Source organism: Streptomyces sp. NBC_00016, assembly GCF_045040885.1.
In the GTDB taxonomy this organism is placed as follows: domain Bacteria; phylum Actinomycetota; class Actinomycetes; order Streptomycetales; family Streptomycetaceae; genus Streptomyces; species Streptomyces coriariae.
Genome location: NZ_CP108304.1, coordinates 4,318,855 through 4,339,532 on the forward strand (window position 1 = coordinate 4,318,855; position 20,678 = coordinate 4,339,532).

The following is a 20,678-nucleotide window of genomic DNA, read 5'->3' on the forward strand; positions in this document are numbered from 1 at the left end:
TTACAGCTTCATCAGGCTGGCGTCGTCGACCGAGGCCGAGTGGCGGGAACGGAACAGCGACACGATGATCGCGAGTCCGACCACGACCTCCGCGGCGGCGACGACCATCGTGAAGAAGGCGATGATCTGGCCGTCGAGATTGCCGTGCATCCGGGAGAAGGTGACGAACGCGAGGTTGCAGGCGTTGAGCATCAGCTCGATACACATGAAGACGACGATCGCGTTGCGCCTGATCAGCACGCCCGTCGCACCGATCGTGAACAACAGTGCCGCGAGATAGAGGTAGTTGACGGGGTTCACTTCGACGCCTCCTCGGTCCGCTTCAGGTGTGGCGGCTCGATCGCGGCCCGCTCCAGGCGTTCCTCGGCGCGCTGCTCCAGGACCTTGAGGTCGTTCAGCGCCTCGGCGGACACGTCCCGGATCTGACCGCGGTCGCGCAGCGTCTTGCTGACCGTGAGCTCCGAGGGGGTGCCGTCGGGCAGCAGACCCTGGATGTCCACGCCGTTGTGCCGCGCGTACACACCGGGCGCGGGCAGCGGCGGAACGTGCTTGCCCTCACGGACACGCTCTTCGGCCAGCTCCCGCTGGGTCTTGGCCCGCTCGGTGCGCTCGCGGTGGGTGAGCACCATGGCGCCGACCGTGGCCGTGATGAGCAGGGCGCCGGTGATTTCGAAGGCGAAGACGTACTTGGTGAAGATGAGGGCGGCGAGGCCCTCCACGTTGCCGTTCGCGTTCGCCTCGGCGAGGCCGTTGAACTCCGTCAGGGAGGCGTTGCCGATGCCCGCGATCAGCAGGATGCCGAAGCCGAGGCCGCTGACGAGGGCCAGCCAGCGCTGGCCTTTGATGGTCTCCTTCAGCGAGTCCGCCGCGGTGACGCCGACGAGCATCACCACGAACAGGAACAGCATCATGATCGCGCCGGTGTAGACGACGATCTGCACGATGCCGAGGAAGTAGGCGCCGTTGGCGAGGTAGAACACCGCCAGGACGATCATGGTGCCGGCCAGGCAGAGCGCGCTGTGCACGGCCTTCTTCATGAAGACGGTGCACAGGGCGCCGATCACCGCGACGGTGCCGAGCACCCAGAACTGGAAGGCCTCGCCGGTCGAGGTGGAGTAGGCGGCGAGTTGCGCGCTCATCGGCCGACCACCCCCTGCGACGTCGGCTCGTCCGCGCCGGACGTGGCGGCGGCCTCCTGCGGGTCCTCGCCCTTGGAGACGGCCGGCTGCTGTTCCGTGCCGGGCGCCGCCTCCGTCACCAGACCCCGGTAGTAGTCCTGCTCGTCCGTACCCGGGTAGATCGCGTGGGGCGAGTCGACCATGCCCTCTTCGAGGCCGGCGAGCAGTTGCTCCTTGGTGTAGATCAGGTTGGCGCGGCTGGAGTCGGCGAGCTCGAACTCGTTGGTCATCGTCAACGCGCGCGTGGGGCATGCCTCGATGCACAGGCCGCACAGGATGCAGCGGGCGTAGTTGATCTGATAGACCCGCCCGTACCGCTCGCCCGGGGAGTAGCGCTCCTCGTCGGTGTTGTCCGCGCCCTCGACGTAGATGGCGTCGGCGGGGCAGGCCCAGGCGCACAGCTCGCAGCCGACGCACTTCTCCAGGCCGTCCGGATGGCGGTTGAGCTGGTGCCGTCCGTGGAAGCGGGGAGCTGTGGTCTTCTGCTCCTCCGGGTACTGCTCGGTCAGCCGCTTCTTGAACATGGCCTTGAAGGTCACGGCGAAGCCGGCCACGGGGTTCTGGAAGCCAGGCTTCGGCTGCCCGGCCTCCTTGGGCTCCTCAGCCATCGGACGTCTCCTTTCCATCCAGCGATCCGTCACTCACAGTGTCCACTCCACCACTGACAATGAGCTCTCGCTCCTGGTGGGGACGGCGTCGGGGCACCGGCGGCAACTCCTGTCCCGGCAGTGGCGGTACGGGGAATCCGCCCGCCATCGGGTCGAAGCCGGCAGGCTCGGCGGGGGCCTGCGCCTCCTTGCCCGCGTTGCGGAACATGTCCGCGATGAAGGAGAGCAGCAACAGGGTCAGGACGCCGCCGCAGACGTAGAGAGCGATCTCGGCGAAGTCGTAGTTCTCGTTGCGCAGGGTCCGTACGGTCGCGACGAGCATCAGCCACGTCACCGAGACGGGGATCAGGACCTTCCAGCCGAGCTTCATCAGCTGGTCGTAGCGGACGCGGGGAAGCGTGCCGCGCAGCCAGATGAAGAAGAACAACAGCAGCTGCACCTTGACGACGAACCAGAGCATCGGCCACCAGCCGTGGTTCGCGCCCTCCCAGAACGTGCTGATCGGCCAGGGAGCCCGCCAGCCACCGAGGAAGAGGGTGGTCGCCACCGCGGAGACCGTCACCATGTTCACGTACTCGGCGAGCATGAACAGCGCGAACTTGATCGACGAGTACTCGGTGTTGAAGCCGCCGACCAGGTCGCCCTCGGACTCCGGCATGTCGAAGGGGGCGCGGTTGGTCTCGCCGACCATCGTGACGATGTAGAGGATGAAGGAGACCGGCAACAGCAGGATGTACCAGCGGTCCTGCTGCTGCTCGACGATCGTCGACGTCGACATGGACCCCGAGTAGAGGAACACCGAGGCGAACGCGGCGCCCATCGCGATCTCGTAGGAGATCATCTGCGCGCAGGACCGCAGTCCGCCCAGCAGCGGGTAGGTGGAGCCGGAACTCCAGCCCGCCAGCACGATGCCGTAGATGCCGATCGAGGCGACCGCGAGGATGTAGAGCATCGCGATCGGCAGGTCGGTCAGCTGCATCGTGGTGCGCTGGCCGAAGATCGAGACCTCGTTGCCGGCCGGGCCGAAGGGGATCACCGCGATCGCCATGAAGGCCGGGATGGCCGCGATGATCGGCGCGAGGATGTACACCGCCTTGTCCGCGCGCTTGACGATGAGGTCTTCCTTCAGCATCAGCTTGATGCCGTCGGCGAGGGACTGGAGCATGCCCCAGGGACCGTGCCGGTTGGGTCCGACCCGCAGCTGCATCCAGGCGACGACCTTGCGCTCCCAGACGATGGAGAACAGCACGGTCACCATCAGGAAGGCGAAGCAGAAGACGGCCTTGACGACGACCAGCCACCAGGGGTCGTGGCCGAACATCGAGAGGTCTTCAGCGGCGAGGTACGGGCTCATGCCTCCACCTCCTTGGGCGCGTCGGCGATGAGCGTCGCCGGGCCGATGCGGACGAGGGCGCCGGGCGTCGCCCCGGAGTCGGAGGCGACGCCGTTGCCCGTGGAGTTCAGCGGGAGCCAGACGACCCGATCGGGCATCTGCGTGATCAGCAGCGGGAGTTCGACCGCCCCCGCGGGCCCGGTCACGGCGAGGATGTCGCCGTCCTTGACGCCGACTTCGGCGGCCGTGGCGGGCGACACGCGCGCGTGTGCGGCGTGCCGCGTCCCGGCGAGCGCCTCGTCCCCCTGCTGGAGGACACCCTGGTCGAGCAGCAGGCGGTGTCCGGCGAGGACGGCCTCCCCCGCGGCGGGACGCGGCAGATGGGCGGCGGTCTCCAGGGACTCGGAGGCCCGAGGCCCGTCCCACGCGCCGAGCCGGTCGAGCTCCGCGCGCGCGGTGCGCAGGTCCGGCAGGCCGAGGTGGACGTCCATGGCGTCGGCGAGCATCTGGAGCACGCGCGCGTCGGCGGGCGCCGGTCGGCGTGTCATCTGGTCGGGCTTCAGTGCCGCCTCGAAGAAACGGACCCTGCCTTCCCAGTTGAGGAAGGCGCCGGCCTTCTCGGCGACCGCGGCCACCGGAAGGACGACATCGGCGTGCTCGGTGACCTCGCCGGGCCGCAGTTCCAGCGACACGACGAAGCCCGCCTCGGCCAGCGCCGCACGCGCGCGTGCCGGGTCGGGCAGGTCCGCGACCTCGACGCCCGCGACGAGCAGCGCCTGAAGTTCGCCGGACGCGGCGGCCTCGACGATCTGCCCGGTGTCCCGGCCGTAGCGGTGCGGAAGCTCGGCCAGTCCCCAGGCCGCGGCGACCTCCTCACGCGCGCGTGGGTCGGTGGCCGGGCGGCCGCCCGGCAGCAGCGACGGCAGAGCGCCCGCCTCGATCGCGCCCCGCTCGCCCGCCCGGCGTGGGATCCACACCAGTCGGGCGCCGGTCGCCGCGGCGGCCCGCACGGCGGCGGTGAGACCGCCGGCCACACCGGCCAGCCGCTCGCCGACGACGATCACCGCGCCTTCGGCCCGCAGCGCCTCGGCGGCCTTGCCGCCCGCGTCCTCCAGGCCGACGCCGCCCGCGAGCGCGTCCAGCCATTCGGTCTCGGTGCCCGGGGCGGCCGACAGCAGCGTGCCGCCCGCCTTCTCCAGGCCCCGCGTGACGTGTGTGGCCAGCGAGAACACCCGCTGTCCGTGCTTGCGCCAGGCCTTGCGCAGCCTCAGGAAGACGCCGGGCGCCTCCTCCTCCGACTCGAACCCGACGAGCAGGACGGCGGGCGCCTTCTCCAGGAGGGTGTACGTGACGCCCGTACCGTCGAGGTCACGGCCGCGGCCGGCGATGTGGGCGGCCAGGAAGTCGGCCTCCTCACTGCTGTGCACGCGCGCGCGGAAGTCGATGTCGTTGGTGTCGAGCGCCACGCGCGTGAACTTGCTGTACGCGTAGGCGTCCTCGATGGTGAGGCGGCCGCCGGCCAGGACACCGGTCCTGCCGCGCGACGCCAGCAGGCCCTGGGCCGCGATCTGCAACGCCTCCGGCCAGGAAGCCGGTACGAGGTCCCCCTCGGCGTCGCGCACCAGAGGCGTTTCGAGCCGGTCCCGCTGCTGGGGGTACCGGAACGCGAACCGCCCCTTGTCGCAGATCCACTCCTCGTTGACCTCGGGGTCGTTGGCGGCCAGGCGCCGCATGACCTTGCCGCGCCGGTGGTCGGTGCGCGTGGCGCAGCCGCCGGAGCAGTGCTCGCAGACCGACGGCGAGGAGACCAGGTCGAAGGGCCGGGAGCGGAATCGGTACGCCGCCGAGGTCAGCGCGCCGACCGGGCAGATCTGGATGGTGTTGCCGGAGAAGTACGACTCGAAGGGGTCGCCCTCGCCGGTGCCCACCTGCTGGAGCGCGCCCCGCTCGATCAGCTCGATCATCGGGTCGCCCGCCACCTGGTTGGAGAACCGGGTGCAGCGCGCGCACAGCACGCACCGCTCACGGTCGAGCAGCACCTGCGTGGAGATCGGCAGGGGCTTCTCGTACGTCCGTTTCCTGCCCTCGAAGCGGGACTCGGCCTGGCCGTGCGACACGGCCTGGTTCTGCAGGGGGCACTCACCGCCCTTGTCGCAGACCGGGCAGTCCAACGGGTGGTTGATGAGGAGCAGCTCCATCACACCGTGCTGTGCCTTCTCGGCCACCGGTGAGCTGAGCTGGGTCTTCACCACCATGCCGTCCGTGCACGTGATCGTGCAGGACGCCATCGGCTTGCGCTGGCCCTCGACCTCGACGATGCACTGCCGGCACGCGCCGACCGGATCGAGGAGGGGATGGTCGCAGAAGCGCGGGATCTCGATGCCGAGTTGCTCGGCGGCCCGGATGACCAGGGTGCCCTTGGGCACGCTGATCTCGGCGCCGTCGATCGTCAGCGTCACGAGATCCTCCGGCGGGACCGCCGCCTCGCCGCCTCCGGAGGGAGCGCTGGTGGTCACCGTCATGCGTTCACCTCCGTGTGCTTGTCGGCCCAGACCGTCGACTTGGCCGGGTCGAAGGGGCAGCCGCGGCCCGTGATGTGCTGCTCGTACTCCTCACGGAAGTACTTGAGCGAGGAGAAGATCGGCGAGGCGGCGCCGTCGCCGAGGGCGCAGAACGACTTGCCGTTGATGTTGTCGGCGATGTCGTTGAGCTTGTCGAGGTCGGAGAGGACTCCCTTGCCGGCCTCGATGTCCCGCAGCAACTGCACGAGCCAGTACGTTCCTTCACGGCACGGGGTGCACTTGCCGCAGGACTCGTGGGCGTAGAACTCGGTCCACCGGGTGACGGCCCGAACGACGCAGGTCGTCTCGTCGAAGCACTGGAGAGCTTTGGTGCCGAGCATGGAACCCGCGGCACCCACTCCTTCGTAGTCGAGAGGGACGTCGAGGTGCTCCTCGGTGAACATCGGCGTCGAGGAGCCGCCCGGTGTCCAGAACTTGAGCCGGTGCCCGGGTCGCATGCCGCCGCTCATCTCGAGGAGCTGGCGGAGGGTGATACCGAGCGGGGCCTCGTACTGGCCGGGGCCGGCGACATGGCCGCTGAGCGAGTAGAGCGTGAAGCCCGGGGACTTCTCGCTTCCCATCGACCTGAACCATTCCTTGCCGTTTTGCAGAATCGCGGGAACTGACGCGATCGATTCGACGTTATTCACCACAGTCGGGCACGCATAGAGGCCCGCGACAGCAGGGAAAGGAGGGCGCAGCCGCGGTTGACCACGGCGGCCTTCGAGCGAGTCGAGCAGCGCGGTCTCCTCACCGCAGATGTACGCGCCGGCGCCGGCGTGCACGGTGAGTTCGAGGTCGAGTCCGCTGCCCAAAATGTTCTCGCCGAGGTAGCCCGCCGCGTAGGCCTCGCGCACGGCCTCGTGCAACCGCCGCAGAACGGGAACGACTTCACCACGCAGATAGATGAAGGCATGAGACGACCTGATGGCATAACACGCGATCACAATGCCCTCGATGAGGCTGTGCGGGTTCGCGAAGAGGAGCGGGATGTCCTTGCAGGTCCCGGGCTCCGATTCGTCGGCGTTGACAACTAGATAGTGCGGCTTTCCATCACCCTGCGGAATGAACTGCCATTTCATTCCCGTCGGGAATCCCGCGCCGCCGCGCCCTCGCAGACCGGACTCCTTGACGTACGCGATCAGGTCGTCCGGCGACATGGCGAGCGCCTTGCGGAGGCCCTCGTACCCTTCGTGCCTTCGGTAGACGTCCAGACTCCAGGACCGGTCCTCGTCCCAGAAGGCCGACAGCACGGGTGCGAGCAGCTTCTCCGGGCTGCTGCCTTTCAACTCGGGTGCCAAGGTCATCACTCCCCCTCCTCGGCGGTAGGCCCTGCCGGGTGAGCCGGGTCGGAGGCCGACGTGTCCTGAGGCGCGTCGTGCGAACTCCGGTGCTCCGCGGGCGACGGCTCGTGCACCGCCCGGTCCTGCGGCTCGTCGTGCGGCTCGTCGTGCGGCCCGCCGTCCCGCGGGTGGACCACGCGTGCGGGTGCGGTCTCTCCCCTTGCCAGGCGAAGACCCACCAGCGACGCCGGTCCCGCACTGCCGCTCGCCTCGACGGCCCCGTCCCGCTCGTCGGGGAAGCCCGCCAGGATCCGGGCGGTCTCCTTGAAGGTGCACAGCGGCGCACCGCGCGTCGGCGAGACGGTGTGACCGATCCGCAGGTCGTCCACCAGGCGCTTCGCGCTCTGCACGGTCTGGTTGTCGAAGAACTCCCAGTTGACCATCACGACCGGCGCGAAGTCACAGGCCGCGTTGCACTCGATGTGCTCCAGGGTGATCTTGCCGTCGTCGGTGGTCTCGCCGTTGCCGATGCCCAGGTGCTCCTGGAGCTGTTCGAAGATCGCGTCGCCGCCCATCACCGCGCACAGCGTGTTGGTGCAGACACCCACCTGGTAGTCACCGCTGGGGCGGCGCCGGTACATGGTGTAGAAGGTGGCGACCGCGGTGACCTCGGCCGTGGTCAGTTTCAGCACGTCCGCGCAGAACTGCATCCCGGTGCGCGTGACGTGCCCCTCCTCCGACTGCACGAGATGCAGCAACGGCAGGAGCGCGGACCGGGAGTCGGGATAGCGGGCGATGATCTCGCGCGCATCCGCCTCCAGCCGGTCCCGGACGTCGTCCGGGTAGGCGGGCGCGGGCAGTTCGGGCATACCCAGGCTGACGCCCCGCTCGGAAGAAGAGGTGGTCACCGGTCGACGCCTCCCATAACGGGGTCGATGGAGGCGACGGCGACGATGACGTCGGCGACCTGGCCGCCCTCGCACATCGCTGCCATGGCCTGAAGGTTGGTGAAGGACGGGTCCCGGAAGTGGACCCGGTACGGGCGGGTGCCTCCGTCGGAGACGGCATGCACCCCGAGTTCGCCCTTGGGTGACTCGACGGCCGCGTACGCCTGTCCCGGCGGGACGCGGAAGCCCTCGGTCACCAGCTTGAAGTGGTGGATCAGGGCCTCCATGGAGGTGCCCATGATCTTCTTGATGTGGTCCAGGGAGTTGCCCAGACCGTCGGGGCCCAGAGCGAGCTGGGCGGGCCAGGCGATCTTCCGGTCGGCGACCATGACGGGGCCGGGCTGCAGCCGGTCCAGGCACTGCTCGACGATCCGGAGCGACTGGCGCATCTCCTCCAGACGGACCAGGAAGCGGCCGTAGGAGTCGCAGGAGTCGGCCGTCGGGACATCGAAGTCGTATGTCTCGTAGTCGCAGTACGGCTGCGCCTTGCGCAGGTCGTGCGGGAGGCCGGTGGACCGCAGGATCGGGCCGGTGGCACCGAGGGCCATGCAGCCTGCCAGGTCGAGATAGCCGACGTCCTGCATACGGGCCTTGAAGATGGGGTTCCCGGTGGCGAGCTTGTCGTACTCGGGGAGGTTCTTCTTCATCTTCTTCACGAACTCGCGGATCTGGTCCACCGCGCCGGGCGGCAGGTCCTGGGCGAGTCCGCCGGGGCGGATGTACGCGTGGTTCATCCGCAGGCCCGTGATGAGCTCGTAGATGTCGAGAATCATTTCACGATCACGGAATCCGTAGATCATGATCGTGGTGGCACCGAGTTCCATGCCGCCGGTGGCGATGCACACCAGGTGGGAGGACAACCGGTTCAGCTCCATCAGGAGCACCCGGATGATCTTGGCTCGCTCGGTGATCTGGTCCTCGATGCCGAGGAGCTTCTCGACGGCGAGACAGTAGGCGGTCTCGTTGAAGAAGGACGTCAGGTAGTCCATGCGCGTCACGAACGTGGTGCCCTGGGTCCACGTGCGGTACTCGAGGTTCTTCTCGATGCCGGTGTGGAGGTAGCCGATGCCGCAGCGGGCCTCGGTGACCGTCTCGCCCTCGATCTCCAGGATCAGGCGGAGTACCCCGTGAGTGGAGGGGTGCTGGGGACCCATGTTGACGATGATGCGTTCGTCGTCGGCGCGGGTCGCGGACTGGACGACCTCGTCCCAGTCGCCACCGGTGACCGTATATACAGTGCCCTCGGTGGTCTCACGGGCGGATGCTGACTGCGTGCTCATGAGTACGACCTCCGCTGGTCCGGAGCCGGGATCTGGGCGCCCTTGTACTCGACGGGGATGCCGCCGAGGGGGTAGTCCTTGCGCTGCGGGTGGCCCTGCCAGTCGTCCGGCATCATGATCCGCGTCAGGGCCGGGTGACCGTCGAAGACGATCCCGAAGAAGTCGTAGGTCTCGCGTTCGTGCCAGTCGTTCGTGGGATACACGGAGACCAGGGACGGGATGTGCGGGTCCTCGTCCGGGGCGCTGACCTCCAGGCGGATCAACCGGTTGTGGGTGATCGAGCGCAGGTGGTAGACGGCGTGCAGCTCACGCCCCTTGTCGTTCGGGTAGTGCACGGCGCTGACGCCGGTGCAGAGCTCGAAGCGCAGGGCCGGGTCGTCGCGCAGGGTGCGGGCCACCCGGAGCAAGTGCTCGCGCTCGATGTGGAAGGTGAGCTCGTCGCGGTCGACGACCGTCTTCTCGATCGCGTTGGCGGGGAGCAGACCCTGCTCCTCCAGTGCGCCCTCGAGTTCGTCGGCGACCTCGTCGAACCAGCCGCCGTAGGGCCGGCTCGCCGCTCCCGGGAGCCGGACGGAGCGGACCAGGCCGCCGTATCCGGAGGTGTCGCCGCCGTTGCTGGCGCCGAACATGCCGCGCTGGACACGGACCTCCTCACCGCCCTGGCCGCGCTGACCTGGGAGGTTGGAAGCGGAAAGATCCTTCTCGGGGTTCACCCCGTTCGACCCGTTCGACCCGTTCGCGGGGCCGTTCGCGCCGTGGGTGCCGTTTGCGTCGCTCACCGCAGCAGCCCCTTCATCTCGATCATGGGCAGGGCCTTGAGCGCCGCTTCCTCCGCCTCGCGGGCCGCCTCCTCGGCGTTCACGCCGAGCTTGCCGTTCTGGATCTTGTGGTGGAGCTTGAGGATCGCGTCCATCAGCATCTCGGGGCGCGGCGGGCAGCCCGGGAGGTAGATGTCGACGGGCACGATGTGGTCGACGCCCTGGACGATCGCGTAGTTGTTGAACATGCCGCCGGAGGAGGCGCACACGCCCATGGAGATGACCCACTTGGGGTTCGGCATCTGGTCGTAGACCTGCCGGAGCACCGGCGCCATCTTCTGGCTCACCCGGCCGGCGACGATCATCAGGTCCGCCTGGCGGGGCGAACCCCGGAAGACCTCCATACCGAAGCGCGCCAGGTCGTAGCGGCCGGCGCCGGTGGTCATCATCTCGATGGCACAGCAGGCGAGGCCGAACGTGGCGGGGAAGACGGACGCCTTGCGCACCCAGCCCGCGGCCTGCTCGACGGTGGTCAGCAGGAATCCGCTCGGCAGCTTTTCTTCGAGTCCCATGGTTAAAGGCCCCTCAGTCCCATTCCAGGCCGCCGCGCCGCCATACGTACGCGTACGCGACGAAGACGGTGAGCACGAAGAGCAACATCTCCACGAGCCCGAAAACACCCAGGGCGTCGAAGGTGACGGCCCAGGGGTAGAGGAAGACGATCTCGATGTCGAAGACGATGAAGAGCATCGCCGTCAGGTAGTACTTGATGGGGAAGCGCCCGCCGCCGGCCGGCGTGGGGGTCGGCTCGATACCGCACTCGTAGGCCTCGAGCTTGGCGCGGTTGTACCGCTTCGGCCCGATCAACGTGGCCATGACCACGGAGAAGATCGCAAAGCCTGCCCCGAGGGCTCCCAGTACGAGGATGGGCGCATACGCGTTCACCGCTCCTCGCTCCTCTCAGTCGGCACTGACTGCTGGCGATGACGTCGGACTCTGCGGCCCCAGGCACCCGAACCCCGCCCGTCCCGGCGAAGATCGCGAACATGTGAAGCAGGTCACAAGCCCAACTGCCTCGCATCTTATGCCCGCCGCTCTGTGATCTGCGACACGGGGTATTACACAAGCTTTGTGATCTCCACCACCTGACGAAGGATCATGAAGTCATATCGACAGTGATCTTCATACGTGAAGCGTCAGAGTGATCACAAGAAGTGACATTTGCGCTCGTCACCGCAGGAATCGAGGGTCGTCTCCATATCAAGAGGCTTCCCTTGCATGCAAATTGGTGATGGACGCAGGGCCCTGATAGAGGCACGCATTCACACATCAGGGGGAGGCGGAGTCGGGGTGTGGACGTGTGTACGCGTTCACAAGCGGAGGTGACCGCGCCGGACGCGCGAGACGCGGCCGCTCCGGTAACCGTTCCGTGACCTCTGCCACATCCGTGAGGGGCGCCTAAGAACCGGGCTTGGCCAACGGTCTCAACCGGTGGTAGGTGGCGGGCAATCCGGGCGTAACGACGAAAGTCCATGATCACAGGCTTGATCACCTGCGTCCGCAATGTCCGTTACGGCGTCAATAAAGAACCCAGGCCAGGGAATTTGGGGCACCCGTTGAACAACTGTGGCGCAGCACACGTTTCTTGAAGGTATGGAGGAGCCCCTGATACCGGTTGTACCCATGTCCCACACCGCTCACATACGCAGCCACCGGAAACCCCGCCGCAGCGCGTCGACGATCGCGATGCGGGCCGGAGTCGCCAGTGGTGTCCTCGGCACGCTGGCCGTCGCCACAGCAGCCGGCACGGCCAACGCCGCCGAGCCGGTGACGCAGACGCTCGAACTGCCCGTCCTCACGGGCGACCTGGCCGCTCAGGTCGCGCAGTCCGCTCAGGCCACGCAGCAGGCCGCGGCGAACTACCAGCTTCAGGCAGAGCGCGACGCGGCCGCCACCGCAGCCGCCAAGGAGGCCAAGAAGGACCTCGCCGACGCCAAGGCCGAGGCGAAGAAGAAGGCCGAGGCCGCCCGCAAGGCCGCCGCCGAGCGGGCCACGCGCGCCGCCGAGCGGACCACGCTCACCTCGACGTCGAGCAGCAGCAGCTCCGACAGCACGAGCAGCTCCACGGCGACGGGTTCGGCCGCGGCCGTCATCGCCTTCGTGAAGGCCCAGATCGGCGACGCCTACGTCTCCGGCGGCACCGGCCCGAACTCCTGGGACTGCTCGGGTCTCATGCAGACCGCCTTCAAGCAGGTCGGCGTCGACCTGCCGCGCGTCTCGCAGGACCAGTCGACCTTCGGCACCCAGGTGTCGCTGGACAACCTGCTGCCGGGCGACATCCTCTACTGGGGCAGCGCGGGCAGCGCGTACCACGTGGCGGTGTACGTCGGCGACGGCATGTTCGTCGGCGCGCAGAACCCGTCCACCGGTGTGGCCGAGAAGCCGATGTCGTACGACCCGCCGACCGGCGCGGTACGGGTGCTCTGACACCCCCGGGTGCCCCTGAGGGCACCTCACGCACGCAAGGGCCGCAGCCGCTCGGGGGCAGCGGCCCTTCGAGCACTGCCGACGCGCGCGGCCGGCGCGCGCGGCTCGGCCGCTCTCCTGACGCGCGGGCTCAGCAGCCGCCTCCAGGACTCAGCAGCCGCTTCCAGGACACGCGTAGAGGCCCTCAGCCGCCCCTTGGCCCTCCAGGACGCCGGAGGCACCACTCCCCGTTCCGGAACCGCGCACGGGCGCGCCGGCCGGGTCTCGTGGCCGCGCCTGCCGCCCTCCGCGCCACCGCCGGGGCCGAGGTGGCGTCACATCACACGTGATGTACCGACATGTCGGACACACCGTCAATCCCGGCGCCGGATCGGCCCGGTCCGGTCCGGTCGGGCTGCAGTCGCGAAGGCGGGCCGGTGGGCGGCAGGCGGGCATGGCGGGCCGGCGGGAAGGGGGCTTCGCGCCGGGCCGCCGGTGCTCCGCTTGCGGAGGGGCCCCGCCGTGGTCAGGCCTTCGGGGCCACCTTGCTCAGGCCGTTGATGATGCGGTCCATTGCGTCGCCGCCCGTGGGGTCCGTCAGGTTGGCGAGCATCTTCAGGGTGAACTTCATCAGCAGGGGGTGGGTCAGACCGCGCTGGGTCGCGATCTTCATGACCTTCGGGTTGCCGATGAGCTTCACGAAGGCGCGGCCCAGCGAGTAGTAGCCGCCGTAGGTGTCCGCGAGGACCTGCGGGTAGCGCTGAAGGGCCAGTTCGCGCTGGGCGGGGGTGGCGCGGGCGTGAGCCTGCACGATGACGTCGGCGACGATCTGACCGGACTCCATGGCGTAGGCGATGCCCTCGCCGTTGAAGGGGTTCACCAGGCCGCCGGCGTCGCCGACCAGGAGCAGGCCCTTGGTGTAGTGCGGCTTGCGGTTGAAGGCCATGGGGAGGGCGGCGCCGCGGATCGGGCCGGTCATGTTTTCGGGGGTGTATCCCCAGTCCTCCGGCATGGACGCGCACCAGGCCTTGAGCACCTCGCGCCAGTCGAGCTCCTTGAAGGAGTTGGAGGTGTTCAGCACCCCCAGGCCGACGTTAGACGTCCCGTCGCCCATGCCGAAGATCCAGCCGTAGCCGGGCAGCAGACGGTCCTCGCCCGGGCCCCGGCGGTCCCACAGCTCCAGCCAGGACTCCAGGTAGTCGTCCTCGTGGCGCGGGGAGGTGAAGTAGGTGCGGACCGCGACGCCCATCGGGCGGTCCTCGCGGCGGTGCAGGCCCATCGCCAGCGAGAGACGGCTTGAGTTGCCGTCGGCGGCCACCACGAGCGGGGCCCGGAAGGTGACTTCGCGCTTCTCGTCGCCCAGTTTGGCGTGCACACCGATGATGTGGCCGGTGCGTTCGTCGACGATCGGGGCGCCGACGTTGCAGCGCTCGTAGAGGCGGGCGCCCGCCTTCTGGGCCTGGCGGGCGAGCTGCTCGTCGAAGTCGTCGCGCTTGCGGACGAGTCCGTAGTCGGGGAAGGAGGCGAGATCCGGCCAGTCCAGCTGGAGGCGGACCCCGCCGCCGATGATGCGCAGGCCCTTGTTGCGCAGCCAGCCGGCCTCCTCGGAGATGTCGATGCCCATGGCCACGAGCTGCTTGGTGGCTCGCGGGGTGAGGCCGTCGCCGCACACCTTCTCGCGCGGGAACTCGGTCTTCTCCAGGAGGAGTACGTCGAGTCCGGCCTTGGCGAGGTAGTACGCGGTCGTGGAGCCGCTCGGCCCCGCGCCGACGACGATCACATCGGCGGTACTTTCGGAGAGGAGCTCGTTCACGGCGGTCACGGCGGGATCTCCCCAAGTTCGGAATCTTCGTGCCGACCGGCACTGGACATGGGCAGTCTATTCAGCAGAATTGATCACCCGGCTGAAGGGCTGCCCCGTGAACCGAGCTCTCCCCGTAGTACGGCTGCGTGTCCCCACGGACGAGGACGCGGTCACCTGGCACCGGGTCTTCGACGACCCGGACGTGATGGAGTTCCACGGCGGCAGGTCCGCGGAACTGTCCGCCTACGAGGAGCTCACCGCCCGCCAGCGCCGGCACGACGCCGAGCACGGCTTCTGTCTGTGGACGATGCTGGACCGGGACGACCGGGTCATCGGGTTCACGGGCGCCCAGCCGTGGCCGCAGCAGTGGGGTCCCAAGGGCGAGATCGAGATCGGGTGGCGGCTCGGGCGGGAGCACTGGGGGCAGGGGTATGTGACGGCGGCCGCGCAGATGACGCTGGAGCGGGTGCGAGCGGCCGGGGTGCCGGGGGTGGTGGCCATGGTCGACGCGCGCAACGCGCGGTCCATCGCCGTCACGGAGCGGCTGGGCATGCGGCTCGCGGAGGTCTTCACGACACCGGAGCCGAAGCGGGAGGGGCGCTGCTACCGGCTCGCCTGGTGACCTCTGCCGCCGGAGCGGAAGGTAACTCTCCGTAGTCGTTGGCTACAGAAAGACACTCGGCTCTTCCGGACGACACCCCCGTGCGGTTACCCTTCCAGTACCGCTGGGGGTGACATTTGTGCTCATACCACCCAAGACACCCGACGTACACGTGCCGAGACTCGTCGGTCTGATGGCCGTGGACGCGCGCGAGGCGGCCGCGGCGCAAGGTGTGCTGCTGGCCGCACCGGACCGGCCCGAGTTCCACCGCGCGGTCGTGGACTACGTCGTACGGCAGTACCCGCCACCCGGGGTCGAGGTGCCGCGCGGCGCCGTCGTCACCGTGTGGTTCGAGTTCGGCGAAGGAGAGGGCGGCGGAGGCGCGGGCGTGCGCGAGCCTCGGGTGCCCGGACCGGGCGGGGGCGGGCTGCAGCGCGAGCTGGACCGGCCCGGCCATCCCTTCGAGGCGATCACCGGGTAGCGGCGACGCAGCCGGCCCGAGCCGCGCGGCCGGCCCGAGCCGCACGGCCGCCCCATGCGGACCGAGCCGTGGCTGCGATCCGTGCCTCAGGCTTCCTTGAAGCCCCGGTGCAGGGTCACCACGCCGCCCGTCAGGTTGCGCCAGGCGACCTTCGACCAGCCGGCCTTGCGCAGGTGCTCGGCGAGGGCGGGCTGATCGGGCCAGGCGCGGATGGACTCGGCGAGGTAGACGTAGGCGTCCGGGTTGGAGGAGACCGCGCGGGCGACCGGGGGCAGCGCGCGCATGAGGTACTCGGTGTAGACGGTCCGGAACGGCGCCCAGGTCGGGTGCGAGAACTCGCAGATCACGACACGTCCGCCGGGCCGGGTCACCCGGTACATCTCGCGCAGGGCCGCGTCGAAGTCCTGCACGTTGCGCAGGCCGAAGGAGATGGTGACGGCGTCGAAGGCGTCGTCCTTGAAGGGCAGTCGCGTGGCGTCCCCGGCGGTGAACGGCAGCCAGGTGTGGTTCTTCTTTCCGACCTGGAGCATGCCGAGGGAGAAGTCGCACGGGACGACATAGGCGCCGGTCTGCGCGAAGGGAAGGGAGGAGGTCGCCGTACCCGCGGCGAGGTCCAGGACCTTCTGGGCGGGGCGGGCGTCGACCGCCTTCGCGACCTCCTTGCGCCACCTGCGGTCCTGGCCGAGCGACAGGACGTCGTTGGTCAGGTCGTACCGTTCCGCCACGCGGTCGAACATCGAGGCGACTTCGTGGGGCTGCTTGTTCAGGGAAGCACGGGTCACCCGCCCATTGTGGCAGCCCCCTCCTCACCGGCTCACGGCAGGAGCCTCGGCTTCTTCCGTGCCGCGACGTCCTCGACCCACCCGCAGAGCAGCACGAACAGGACGATCAGCAGCCAGCCCACGCCGAACATGAACCACTGGCTCTCCAGCGGCAGGTACTTCTCGAAGGCGGGGACGTCCCAGAACCGGTCGATCAGCGGCACGGCGAGGATCAGGGCGATCTCGTGCCAGAGGTAGATCGTCACCGCGCGCGCGTTGAAGACGGTGACGATCCGGTTCGTGCGCCGGAAGCGGGTGAGCCAGGCGAAGTCGATCCCGAAGTGCGCCTTCGCCCACATCAGCAGCATGACGAAGCCCGCCGACCAGAACGCCTGCGCGAGGGGGTCCTCGTCGAGGTCGTAGGTGCCGAACTCGGCCTGGTGGGTGAAGGCGTACCAGCCGCCGAACCCGATCGCCGCGAGCGACATCACGACCACCAGGGCCGGCTTCATGCGCTGGAGGACGCCGTCGCGGTGCGCGAAGCCGAGCATCCAGCAGAAGAGGTACGTCGACAGGTCCCACATCGCGGTGCCGACGCGGTTGTCCGGGCCCGCCCAGACGAAGGTGAGCACCAGGATCGGCGCGAGCGAGAGCGCCAGCACGGGGACCGGCGCGAGCCGGAACAGCCGTAGCAGCAGCGGGGAGAGGAGGACGAACCAGAGGTACGTCCTCAGGTACCAGAGGATCTCCCAGGCCTGCTCGCCCCAGGCGTTGCCCGGCGGGTCGCCGAGCGGCACGACCCAGTAGACGATCTCCCAGCCCGGCATCCAGTCGTGGATCAGCATCGCCAGGACGACGAAGACGCCCCAGAACCAGAAGGGGGGAAGGAGCCGGCGGAAGCGGCTCTTCACCACCTTCAGCGCCGGACGCTCCAGGGACTTCGCCATCAGGGTGCCGGCCAGGCCGAACATGATCCCCATGGAGGGGAAGACCATGCCCGCCCAGGCCCAGCCGAAGGTGTGGTAGGCGACGACACGGATCAGGGCGAGGGCGCGGAGCATGTCGAAGTAGCGGTCGCGTTGGGGAGCAGCGGGCTTGGACCGGGGCGGGGGCTCCTCCGTCACCTTCTCGGTGCCGGTGCCGGTGCCGGCCGTCGCCGGAGCCTCGGGATCCCGAACGGGACCCGGGTCCGGGTCCGTGTTCGGGTCCGCGTCCACCGCCGGCAGGGGCGCCGTCTCGTCGACGGCGACACCCTGCCCGTACTCCGCGTTCTGCGCGTACTCCTGCGGATAGGGCTGCTGCGGATACGGCTGTTGCGGATACGCCTGCTGGCCGTACTGCTGTGGGTGGGGCTGCTGCGGATACGGCTGCTGCCCGTACCCGCCGTACCCGCCGTATCCGCCGGATCCGTCGTACCCGTACGGATACGACGACGGCTGCCCGTACTCGTGGCCATGCTGCCCCGGCCCGTAGCCGTTTCCCTGATCCGGACCCGGCCCGTACCCCTGGCCGAAGCCCTGCTGCTCCCAGCTCATCAGCTCGCCCCGGCGGGGGTGCCGACCTCACCGGTGCGCTTCAGCTTCTGCCAGCGCAGGCGGCCGCCGGTGAGGGCGGTGATGCAGGAGTGGATGAGGACGAGGTACATCATCTGGCGGTAGGCCAGTTGCTGCAGCGGCATCATCAGCAGGTACCGGTACTTCTCGCGGTCCAGGCGGAACGCGTAGGCCGCGCAGCCCAGTTGGACGCCGAGGACCGCCAGCCAGGCCAGCAGGGCCGCCTGGAAGTCGACGAAGATCATCGAGTAGATCGTGAACACGTCGATGAGCGGGGCGAAGACCGGCGTGATGATCTGGAAGAGGACCACGAGCGGCATGCCCACCCGGCCGAAGCGACCCGAAGGCCCCTTGTCCGTCAGGGACTTGCGGTGCTTCCACAGCGCCTGCATGGTGCCGTAGGACCAGCGGTAGCGCTGGGACCACAGCTGCTTCAGCGAGCCGGGCGCCTCCGTCCAGGCCTTGGCGTGCTCCTGGTAGACGACCTGCCAGCCCCCGCGGTGCATCGCGATGGTGATGTCGGTGTCCTCGGCGAGGGTGTCCTCGCTCATGCCGCCGACCTCGAGCACGGCCTCGCGGCGGAACGCGCCGATCGCGCCGGGGATGGTCGGCATGCACCGCAGCAGGTCGTACATGCGGCGGTCGAGGTTGAAGCCCATCACGTACTCGATGTGCTGCCAGGCGCCGATGATCGTGTCGCGGTTGCCGACCTTGGCGTTGCCGGCGACCGCGCCGACCTTCGGGTCGGCGAAGGGCTGCACGAGCTGGTGCACGGCGTCCGGCTCGAAGACGGTGTCGCCGTCCATCATCACGACGATGTCGTAACTGGCACTGCGGACACCGTTGTTGAGGGCGGCCGGCTTGCCCGCGTTCTCCTGCCGGATGACGCGGACGTTCGTCATGCCGAGGGCCCTCGCCGCCTCGCGCGAGATCTCGGACGTGTTGTCGTCCGAACCGTCGTCCACGATGATGATCTCGATCGGATGGGTGCTCTTCGCCAGCGACTTCAGGGTGTTGGCGATGCACTCCTTCTCGTTGTACGCCGGGACGATCACGCTGACCGGCCGGGTGACGGTCGGCCCCCAGCTGAAGCGGCGCTTGTTGCGCTTTCTGTAGTGCCGGCGGGCCAGGATCAGCATCATCCCGAACCGGCCCATGACGGCCACGCCGACGACCATCAGCCCCACCGACAGTGTCGGGACCGTCCACTCGGCGAGGGTGACCGCGGCGATGAGCGCCTTGCCCTCGTAGAGCGTCACGCCGGTGGCCTCGCGGTGGGCCGCCTGGAGCCGGTTGATGGTCTGGCCGGTCCCACCGGTGCCACCGTTCGCGCCGGTGCCGTCGGTGCCGCCTTCGCCGTTGGGCACGTTGCCGGGCTGCTCGCCGGTAGCCCCCTCGGTTGCGGTCGCTCCGTCGGTTCCCGTCGTCCCCTCGGTCGCCGTCGCCGTGCCGGCCCCGGCCGCACCCGCGGCCTGCTGCTGACCCGTGCCGGAGGCCTGGCGGGCCGCGGCGTTCTGCTCCTGCATCACACCGCTGATGGTGGTGAAGGTGTAGCCCGCGGCCTTCATCTTCTTGATGTACGTCGGCAGTGCCTTGATCGTCTGCGAGCGCTCGCCACCCGCGTCGTGGAAGAGCACCGACGCGCCCTTGCCGTCCTCCGGCGTGGCCCACTTGATGATCTTCGAGACGCCCGGCTTCTTCCAGTCGTCGCTGTCCGTGTCGACGAAGACACTGGTGTAGCCGTCCTCGCCCAGCTTCTCGTAGATGGGCCAGCTGTAGTTGTCGATGGCGTCCGTCTCGGAGGAGTACGGGGCGCGGAAGAGCGTCGTCGTGATGCCGGCCGCGCCCGCCAGCGCGAGCTGGGTCTGCTCCATCTCACGGTCGACGCGGGCGTCGGACTGGTAGGAGAGGTCGACGTGGGTGAAGGTGTGGATCCCCACCTCGTTGCCCTCCTCGACCATGTCCTTCACGATGCTCGGGTAGCGCGAGACCATCGAGCCGACCAGGAAGAACGTGCCGGGCACGTCGTACTCCTGGAGGATCTTCAGCACCTGGGGCGTCCAGGTCGGGTTCGGCCCGTCGTCGAAGGTCAGCGCGATCGTCTTGTCCGGCACCGAGACGGTGGTGGCCTGGCCGCCCTGGAAGGTCAGGATCGGGCCGCCGTCGAGGACCTTGTCGGGCACCTTGCCGGCGCTGGCCCCGGTGCGCACGCGCTGGTCCCCGCCGACCTCGGCGCGCAGATAGCCGTCGAGGAGCATCACGCTGGTCAGCGCGAGCAGAAGCAGCAGGGCGAGGATGACACGCGGTTTCTGCAGCGCCGCGGCCTTGCCCGCCGCCCGCGACATGCGGGTCGGAGCACGGCGGCGGCCGCGAGAGGAAGTGGTCGTCATGGGAGTGGCTGAACTCCGGTCAGTTGGCGGCCGCGGAGGCGGTCGCGGTCGGGGCGGAGCTCGGCGGCTCGCCGGTGGCGACGCCCGTGGGCGGAGTGCCGGTGGGCCTCGAGGGCGGAGTGCCGATACCGCCCTGCGGCTGGGCGCCGCCGGGGCCGGAGTTCTGGGAGCCGCGCGGGCCTCCGTTGCCGAACGGCAGCAGGGAGGACGGGGCCAGGGAGGTGCCCCAGCCCATGAAGGCGGCGCCGAGGACGACGGCGTACACAAGACAGCCGACCCCCATGAGGAGGCCGATCCGGCGCAGCAGCTTGGACCTGCGCCCGGAGTTGTCAACGAACACGGGCCCCTCGGCGGAGGCGACGTCACGTTTGCGGCTGCGACGGCTGCCGCGAGCAGCGGCACGGCTTTCGATGGCAGGCTCGGATTGCATTCCACGGATATTAGAGAGCCTTTATGTGGCACAAACTCTGTGCCGCTTGTGAGAGACCCATGAGAAACAGGTGAACCTGTCTCTTCCCTGAGAGATCCCCGAATCCCCTGCGCGGTACCTGCCCGTCATGGGAGGGTTGATTATCCCTTTTGGGCGGGTGGATATCACCTTTTGCGCGGTTACCTCCATGAACTGTCTGTGTGTCCACTGTTCCCGCGTGATCCGCCCACTTGTGAGACATTTC

Annotated in this window: 19 protein-coding genes; 3 read left to right on the forward strand and 16 right to left on the reverse strand. The window is 68.8% G+C overall.

What is annotated here, in order from left to right; all coding sequences use genetic code 11:
• From nuoK to OG933_RS19105, 11 genes are read right to left on the reverse strand one after another with little or no spacing between them, the layout of a single operon-like run.
• Window positions 1-300, reverse strand: a complete 300-nt coding sequence (nuoK, locus tag OG933_RS19055) for an NADH-quinone oxidoreductase subunit NuoK (RefSeq protein WP_020130147.1) — start codon at window positions 298-300, stop codon at window positions 1-3.
• Window positions 297-1,139, reverse strand: a complete 843-nt coding sequence (locus OG933_RS19060) for an NADH-quinone oxidoreductase subunit J (protein ID WP_362518059.1) — start codon at window positions 1,137-1,139, stop codon at window positions 297-299. Before OG933_RS19060 ends, nuoK begins: the two co-directional genes overlap by 4 nt.
• On the reverse strand, window positions 1,136-1,786 hold the full coding sequence (nuoI, locus tag OG933_RS19065; RefSeq protein WP_362518062.1) for an NADH-quinone oxidoreductase subunit NuoI: 651 nt from the start codon (window positions 1,784-1,786) through the stop codon (window positions 1,136-1,138). Before nuoI ends, OG933_RS19060 begins: the two co-directional genes overlap by 4 nt.
• The gene (nuoH, locus tag OG933_RS19070; RefSeq protein WP_054238703.1) at window positions 1,779-3,140 is read right to left on the reverse strand and encodes an NADH-quinone oxidoreductase subunit NuoH; all 1,362 of its coding nucleotides are present in this window, start codon (window positions 3,138-3,140) and stop codon (window positions 1,779-1,781) included. The genes nuoI and nuoH overlap by 8 nt, the downstream gene beginning before the upstream one ends.
• A complete protein-coding gene (locus OG933_RS19075) occupies window positions 3,137-5,641 on the reverse strand; it encodes an NADH-quinone oxidoreductase subunit G (RefSeq protein WP_405627955.1) in 2,505 nt (834 codons plus the stop codon). The genes nuoH and OG933_RS19075 overlap by 4 nt, the downstream gene beginning before the upstream one ends.
• Entirely contained in the window at window positions 5,638-6,990 is a 1,353-nt protein-coding gene (nuoF, locus tag OG933_RS19080) for an NADH-quinone oxidoreductase subunit NuoF (protein WP_200839768.1), read from the reverse strand. The genes OG933_RS19075 and nuoF overlap by 4 nt, the downstream gene beginning before the upstream one ends.
• Window positions 6,987-7,871 carry an NADH-quinone oxidoreductase subunit NuoE gene (gene nuoE / locus OG933_RS19085; RefSeq protein ID WP_362518069.1) on the reverse strand — a complete coding sequence of 295 codons (885 nt, stop codon included), beginning with the start codon at window positions 7,869-7,871 and terminating at the stop codon, window positions 6,987-6,989. Before nuoE ends, nuoF begins: the two co-directional genes overlap by 4 nt.
• Window positions 7,868-9,190: an NADH-quinone oxidoreductase subunit D gene (locus OG933_RS19090; RefSeq protein WP_171398837.1), complete on the reverse strand. Its 1,323-nt coding sequence runs from the start codon at window positions 9,188-9,190 to the stop codon at window positions 7,868-7,870. The genes nuoE and OG933_RS19090 overlap by 4 nt, the downstream gene beginning before the upstream one ends.
• Window positions 9,187-9,969 (reverse strand): NADH-quinone oxidoreductase subunit C, encoded by a 783-nt coding sequence (locus tag OG933_RS19095; protein WP_362518071.1) that lies wholly within the window; start codon window positions 9,967-9,969, stop codon window positions 9,187-9,189. Before OG933_RS19095 ends, OG933_RS19090 begins: the two co-directional genes overlap by 4 nt.
• On the reverse strand, window positions 9,966-10,520 hold the full coding sequence (locus OG933_RS19100) for an NADH-quinone oxidoreductase subunit B family protein (protein ID WP_020130138.1): 555 nt from the start codon (window positions 10,518-10,520) through the stop codon (window positions 9,966-9,968). The genes OG933_RS19095 and OG933_RS19100 overlap by 4 nt, the downstream gene beginning before the upstream one ends.
• A 13-nt stretch (window positions 10,521-10,533) precedes the next feature.
• Window positions 10,534-10,893: an NADH-quinone oxidoreductase subunit A gene (locus tag OG933_RS19105; protein ID WP_007383963.1), complete on the reverse strand. Its 360-nt coding sequence runs from the start codon at window positions 10,891-10,893 to the stop codon at window positions 10,534-10,536.
• 738 nt (window positions 10,894-11,631) lie between these two features.
• On the opposite strand from OG933_RS19105, the gene OG933_RS19110 reads away from it, so the two are divergent.
• Entirely contained in the window at window positions 11,632-12,435 is an 804-nt protein-coding gene (locus tag OG933_RS19110) for a C40 family peptidase (RefSeq protein WP_020130137.1), read from the forward strand.
• Between the two features lie 505 nt (window positions 12,436-12,940).
• Here the strand turns inward: OG933_RS19110 and OG933_RS19115 are convergent.
• Entirely contained in the window at window positions 12,941-14,227 is a 1,287-nt protein-coding gene (locus OG933_RS19115) for a geranylgeranyl reductase family protein (RefSeq protein ID WP_362518364.1), read from the reverse strand.
• A 106-nt stretch (window positions 14,228-14,333) separates the two neighbouring features.
• On the opposite strand from OG933_RS19115, the gene OG933_RS19120 reads away from it, so the two are divergent.
• Both OG933_RS19120 and OG933_RS19125 read left to right on the forward strand, forming a co-directional pair.
• A complete protein-coding gene (locus OG933_RS19120; protein ID WP_142265661.1) occupies window positions 14,334-14,840 on the forward strand; it encodes a GNAT family N-acetyltransferase in 507 nt (168 codons plus the stop codon).
• A gap of 118 nt (window positions 14,841-14,958) precedes the next feature.
• Window positions 14,959-15,300 (forward strand): PASTA domain-containing protein, encoded by a 342-nt coding sequence (locus OG933_RS19125; protein WP_362518074.1) that lies wholly within the window; start codon window positions 14,959-14,961, stop codon window positions 15,298-15,300.
• An 86-nt stretch (window positions 15,301-15,386) separates the two neighbouring features.
• Here OG933_RS19125 and OG933_RS19130 read toward each other — a convergent pair whose 3' ends face one another.
• Genes OG933_RS19130 through OG933_RS19145 form a run of 4 tightly spaced genes read right to left on the reverse strand, consistent with a single transcriptional unit; the run spans window position 15,387 to window position 20,434 of the window.
• Entirely contained in the window at window positions 15,387-16,082 is a 696-nt protein-coding gene (locus OG933_RS19130) for a demethylmenaquinone methyltransferase (RefSeq protein ID WP_020130133.1), read from the reverse strand.
• Between the two features lie 32 nt (window positions 16,083-16,114).
• Window positions 16,115-17,596: an acyltransferase gene (locus OG933_RS19135; RefSeq protein WP_405627959.1), complete on the reverse strand. Its 1,482-nt coding sequence runs from the start codon at window positions 17,594-17,596 to the stop codon at window positions 16,115-16,117.
• Window positions 17,596-20,004: a glycosyltransferase gene (locus OG933_RS19140; RefSeq protein ID WP_362518080.1), complete on the reverse strand. Its 2,409-nt coding sequence runs from the start codon at window positions 20,002-20,004 to the stop codon at window positions 17,596-17,598. Before OG933_RS19140 ends, OG933_RS19135 begins: the two co-directional genes overlap by 1 nt.
• A gap of 19 nt (window positions 20,005-20,023) precedes the next feature.
• Complete coding sequence (locus OG933_RS19145; protein ID WP_078615725.1) at window positions 20,024-20,434, reverse strand: hypothetical protein; 411 nt, start codon at window positions 20,432-20,434, stop codon at window positions 20,024-20,026.
• Window positions 20,435-20,678 lie beyond the last annotated feature (244 nt).

What these genes read in the sequence shown, in the direction of transcription:
- OG933_RS19135 (WP_405627959.1), bottom strand. Translation starts at nt 17,596, where the DNA reads ATGAGCTGGGAGCAGCAGGGCTTCGGCCAGGGGTACGGGCCGGGTCCG.
- nuoI (WP_362518062.1), bottom strand. Translation starts at nt 1,786, where the DNA reads ATGGCTGAGGAGCCCAAGGAGGCCGGGCAGCCGAAGCCTGGCTTCCAG.
- OG933_RS19090 (WP_171398837.1), bottom strand. Translation starts at nt 9,190, where the DNA reads ATGAGCACGCAGTCAGCATCCGCCCGTGAGACCACCGAGGGCACTGTA.
- OG933_RS19140 (WP_362518080.1), bottom strand. Translation starts at nt 20,004, where the DNA reads ATGACGACCACTTCCTCTCGCGGCCGCCGCCGTGCTCCGACCCGCATG.
- OG933_RS19100 (WP_020130138.1), bottom strand. Translation starts at nt 10,520, where the DNA reads ATGGGACTCGAAGAAAAGCTGCCGAGCGGATTCCTGCTGACCACCGTC.
- OG933_RS19145 (WP_078615725.1), bottom strand. Translation starts at nt 20,434, where the DNA reads ATGCAATCCGAGCCTGCCATCGAAAGCCGTGCCGCTGCTCGCGGCAGC.
- OG933_RS19110 (WP_020130137.1), top strand. Translation starts at nt 11,632, where the DNA reads ATGTCCCACACCGCTCACATACGCAGCCACCGGAAACCCCGCCGCAGC.
- OG933_RS19060 (WP_362518059.1), bottom strand. Translation starts at nt 1,139, where the DNA reads ATGAGCGCGCAACTCGCCGCCTACTCCACCTCGACCGGCGAGGCCTTC.
- OG933_RS19075 (WP_405627955.1), bottom strand. Translation starts at nt 5,641, where the DNA reads ATGACGGTGACCACCAGCGCTCCCTCCGGAGGCGGCGAGGCGGCGGTC.
- nuoH (WP_054238703.1), bottom strand. Translation starts at nt 3,140, where the DNA reads ATGAGCCCGTACCTCGCCGCTGAAGACCTCTCGATGTTCGGCCACGAC.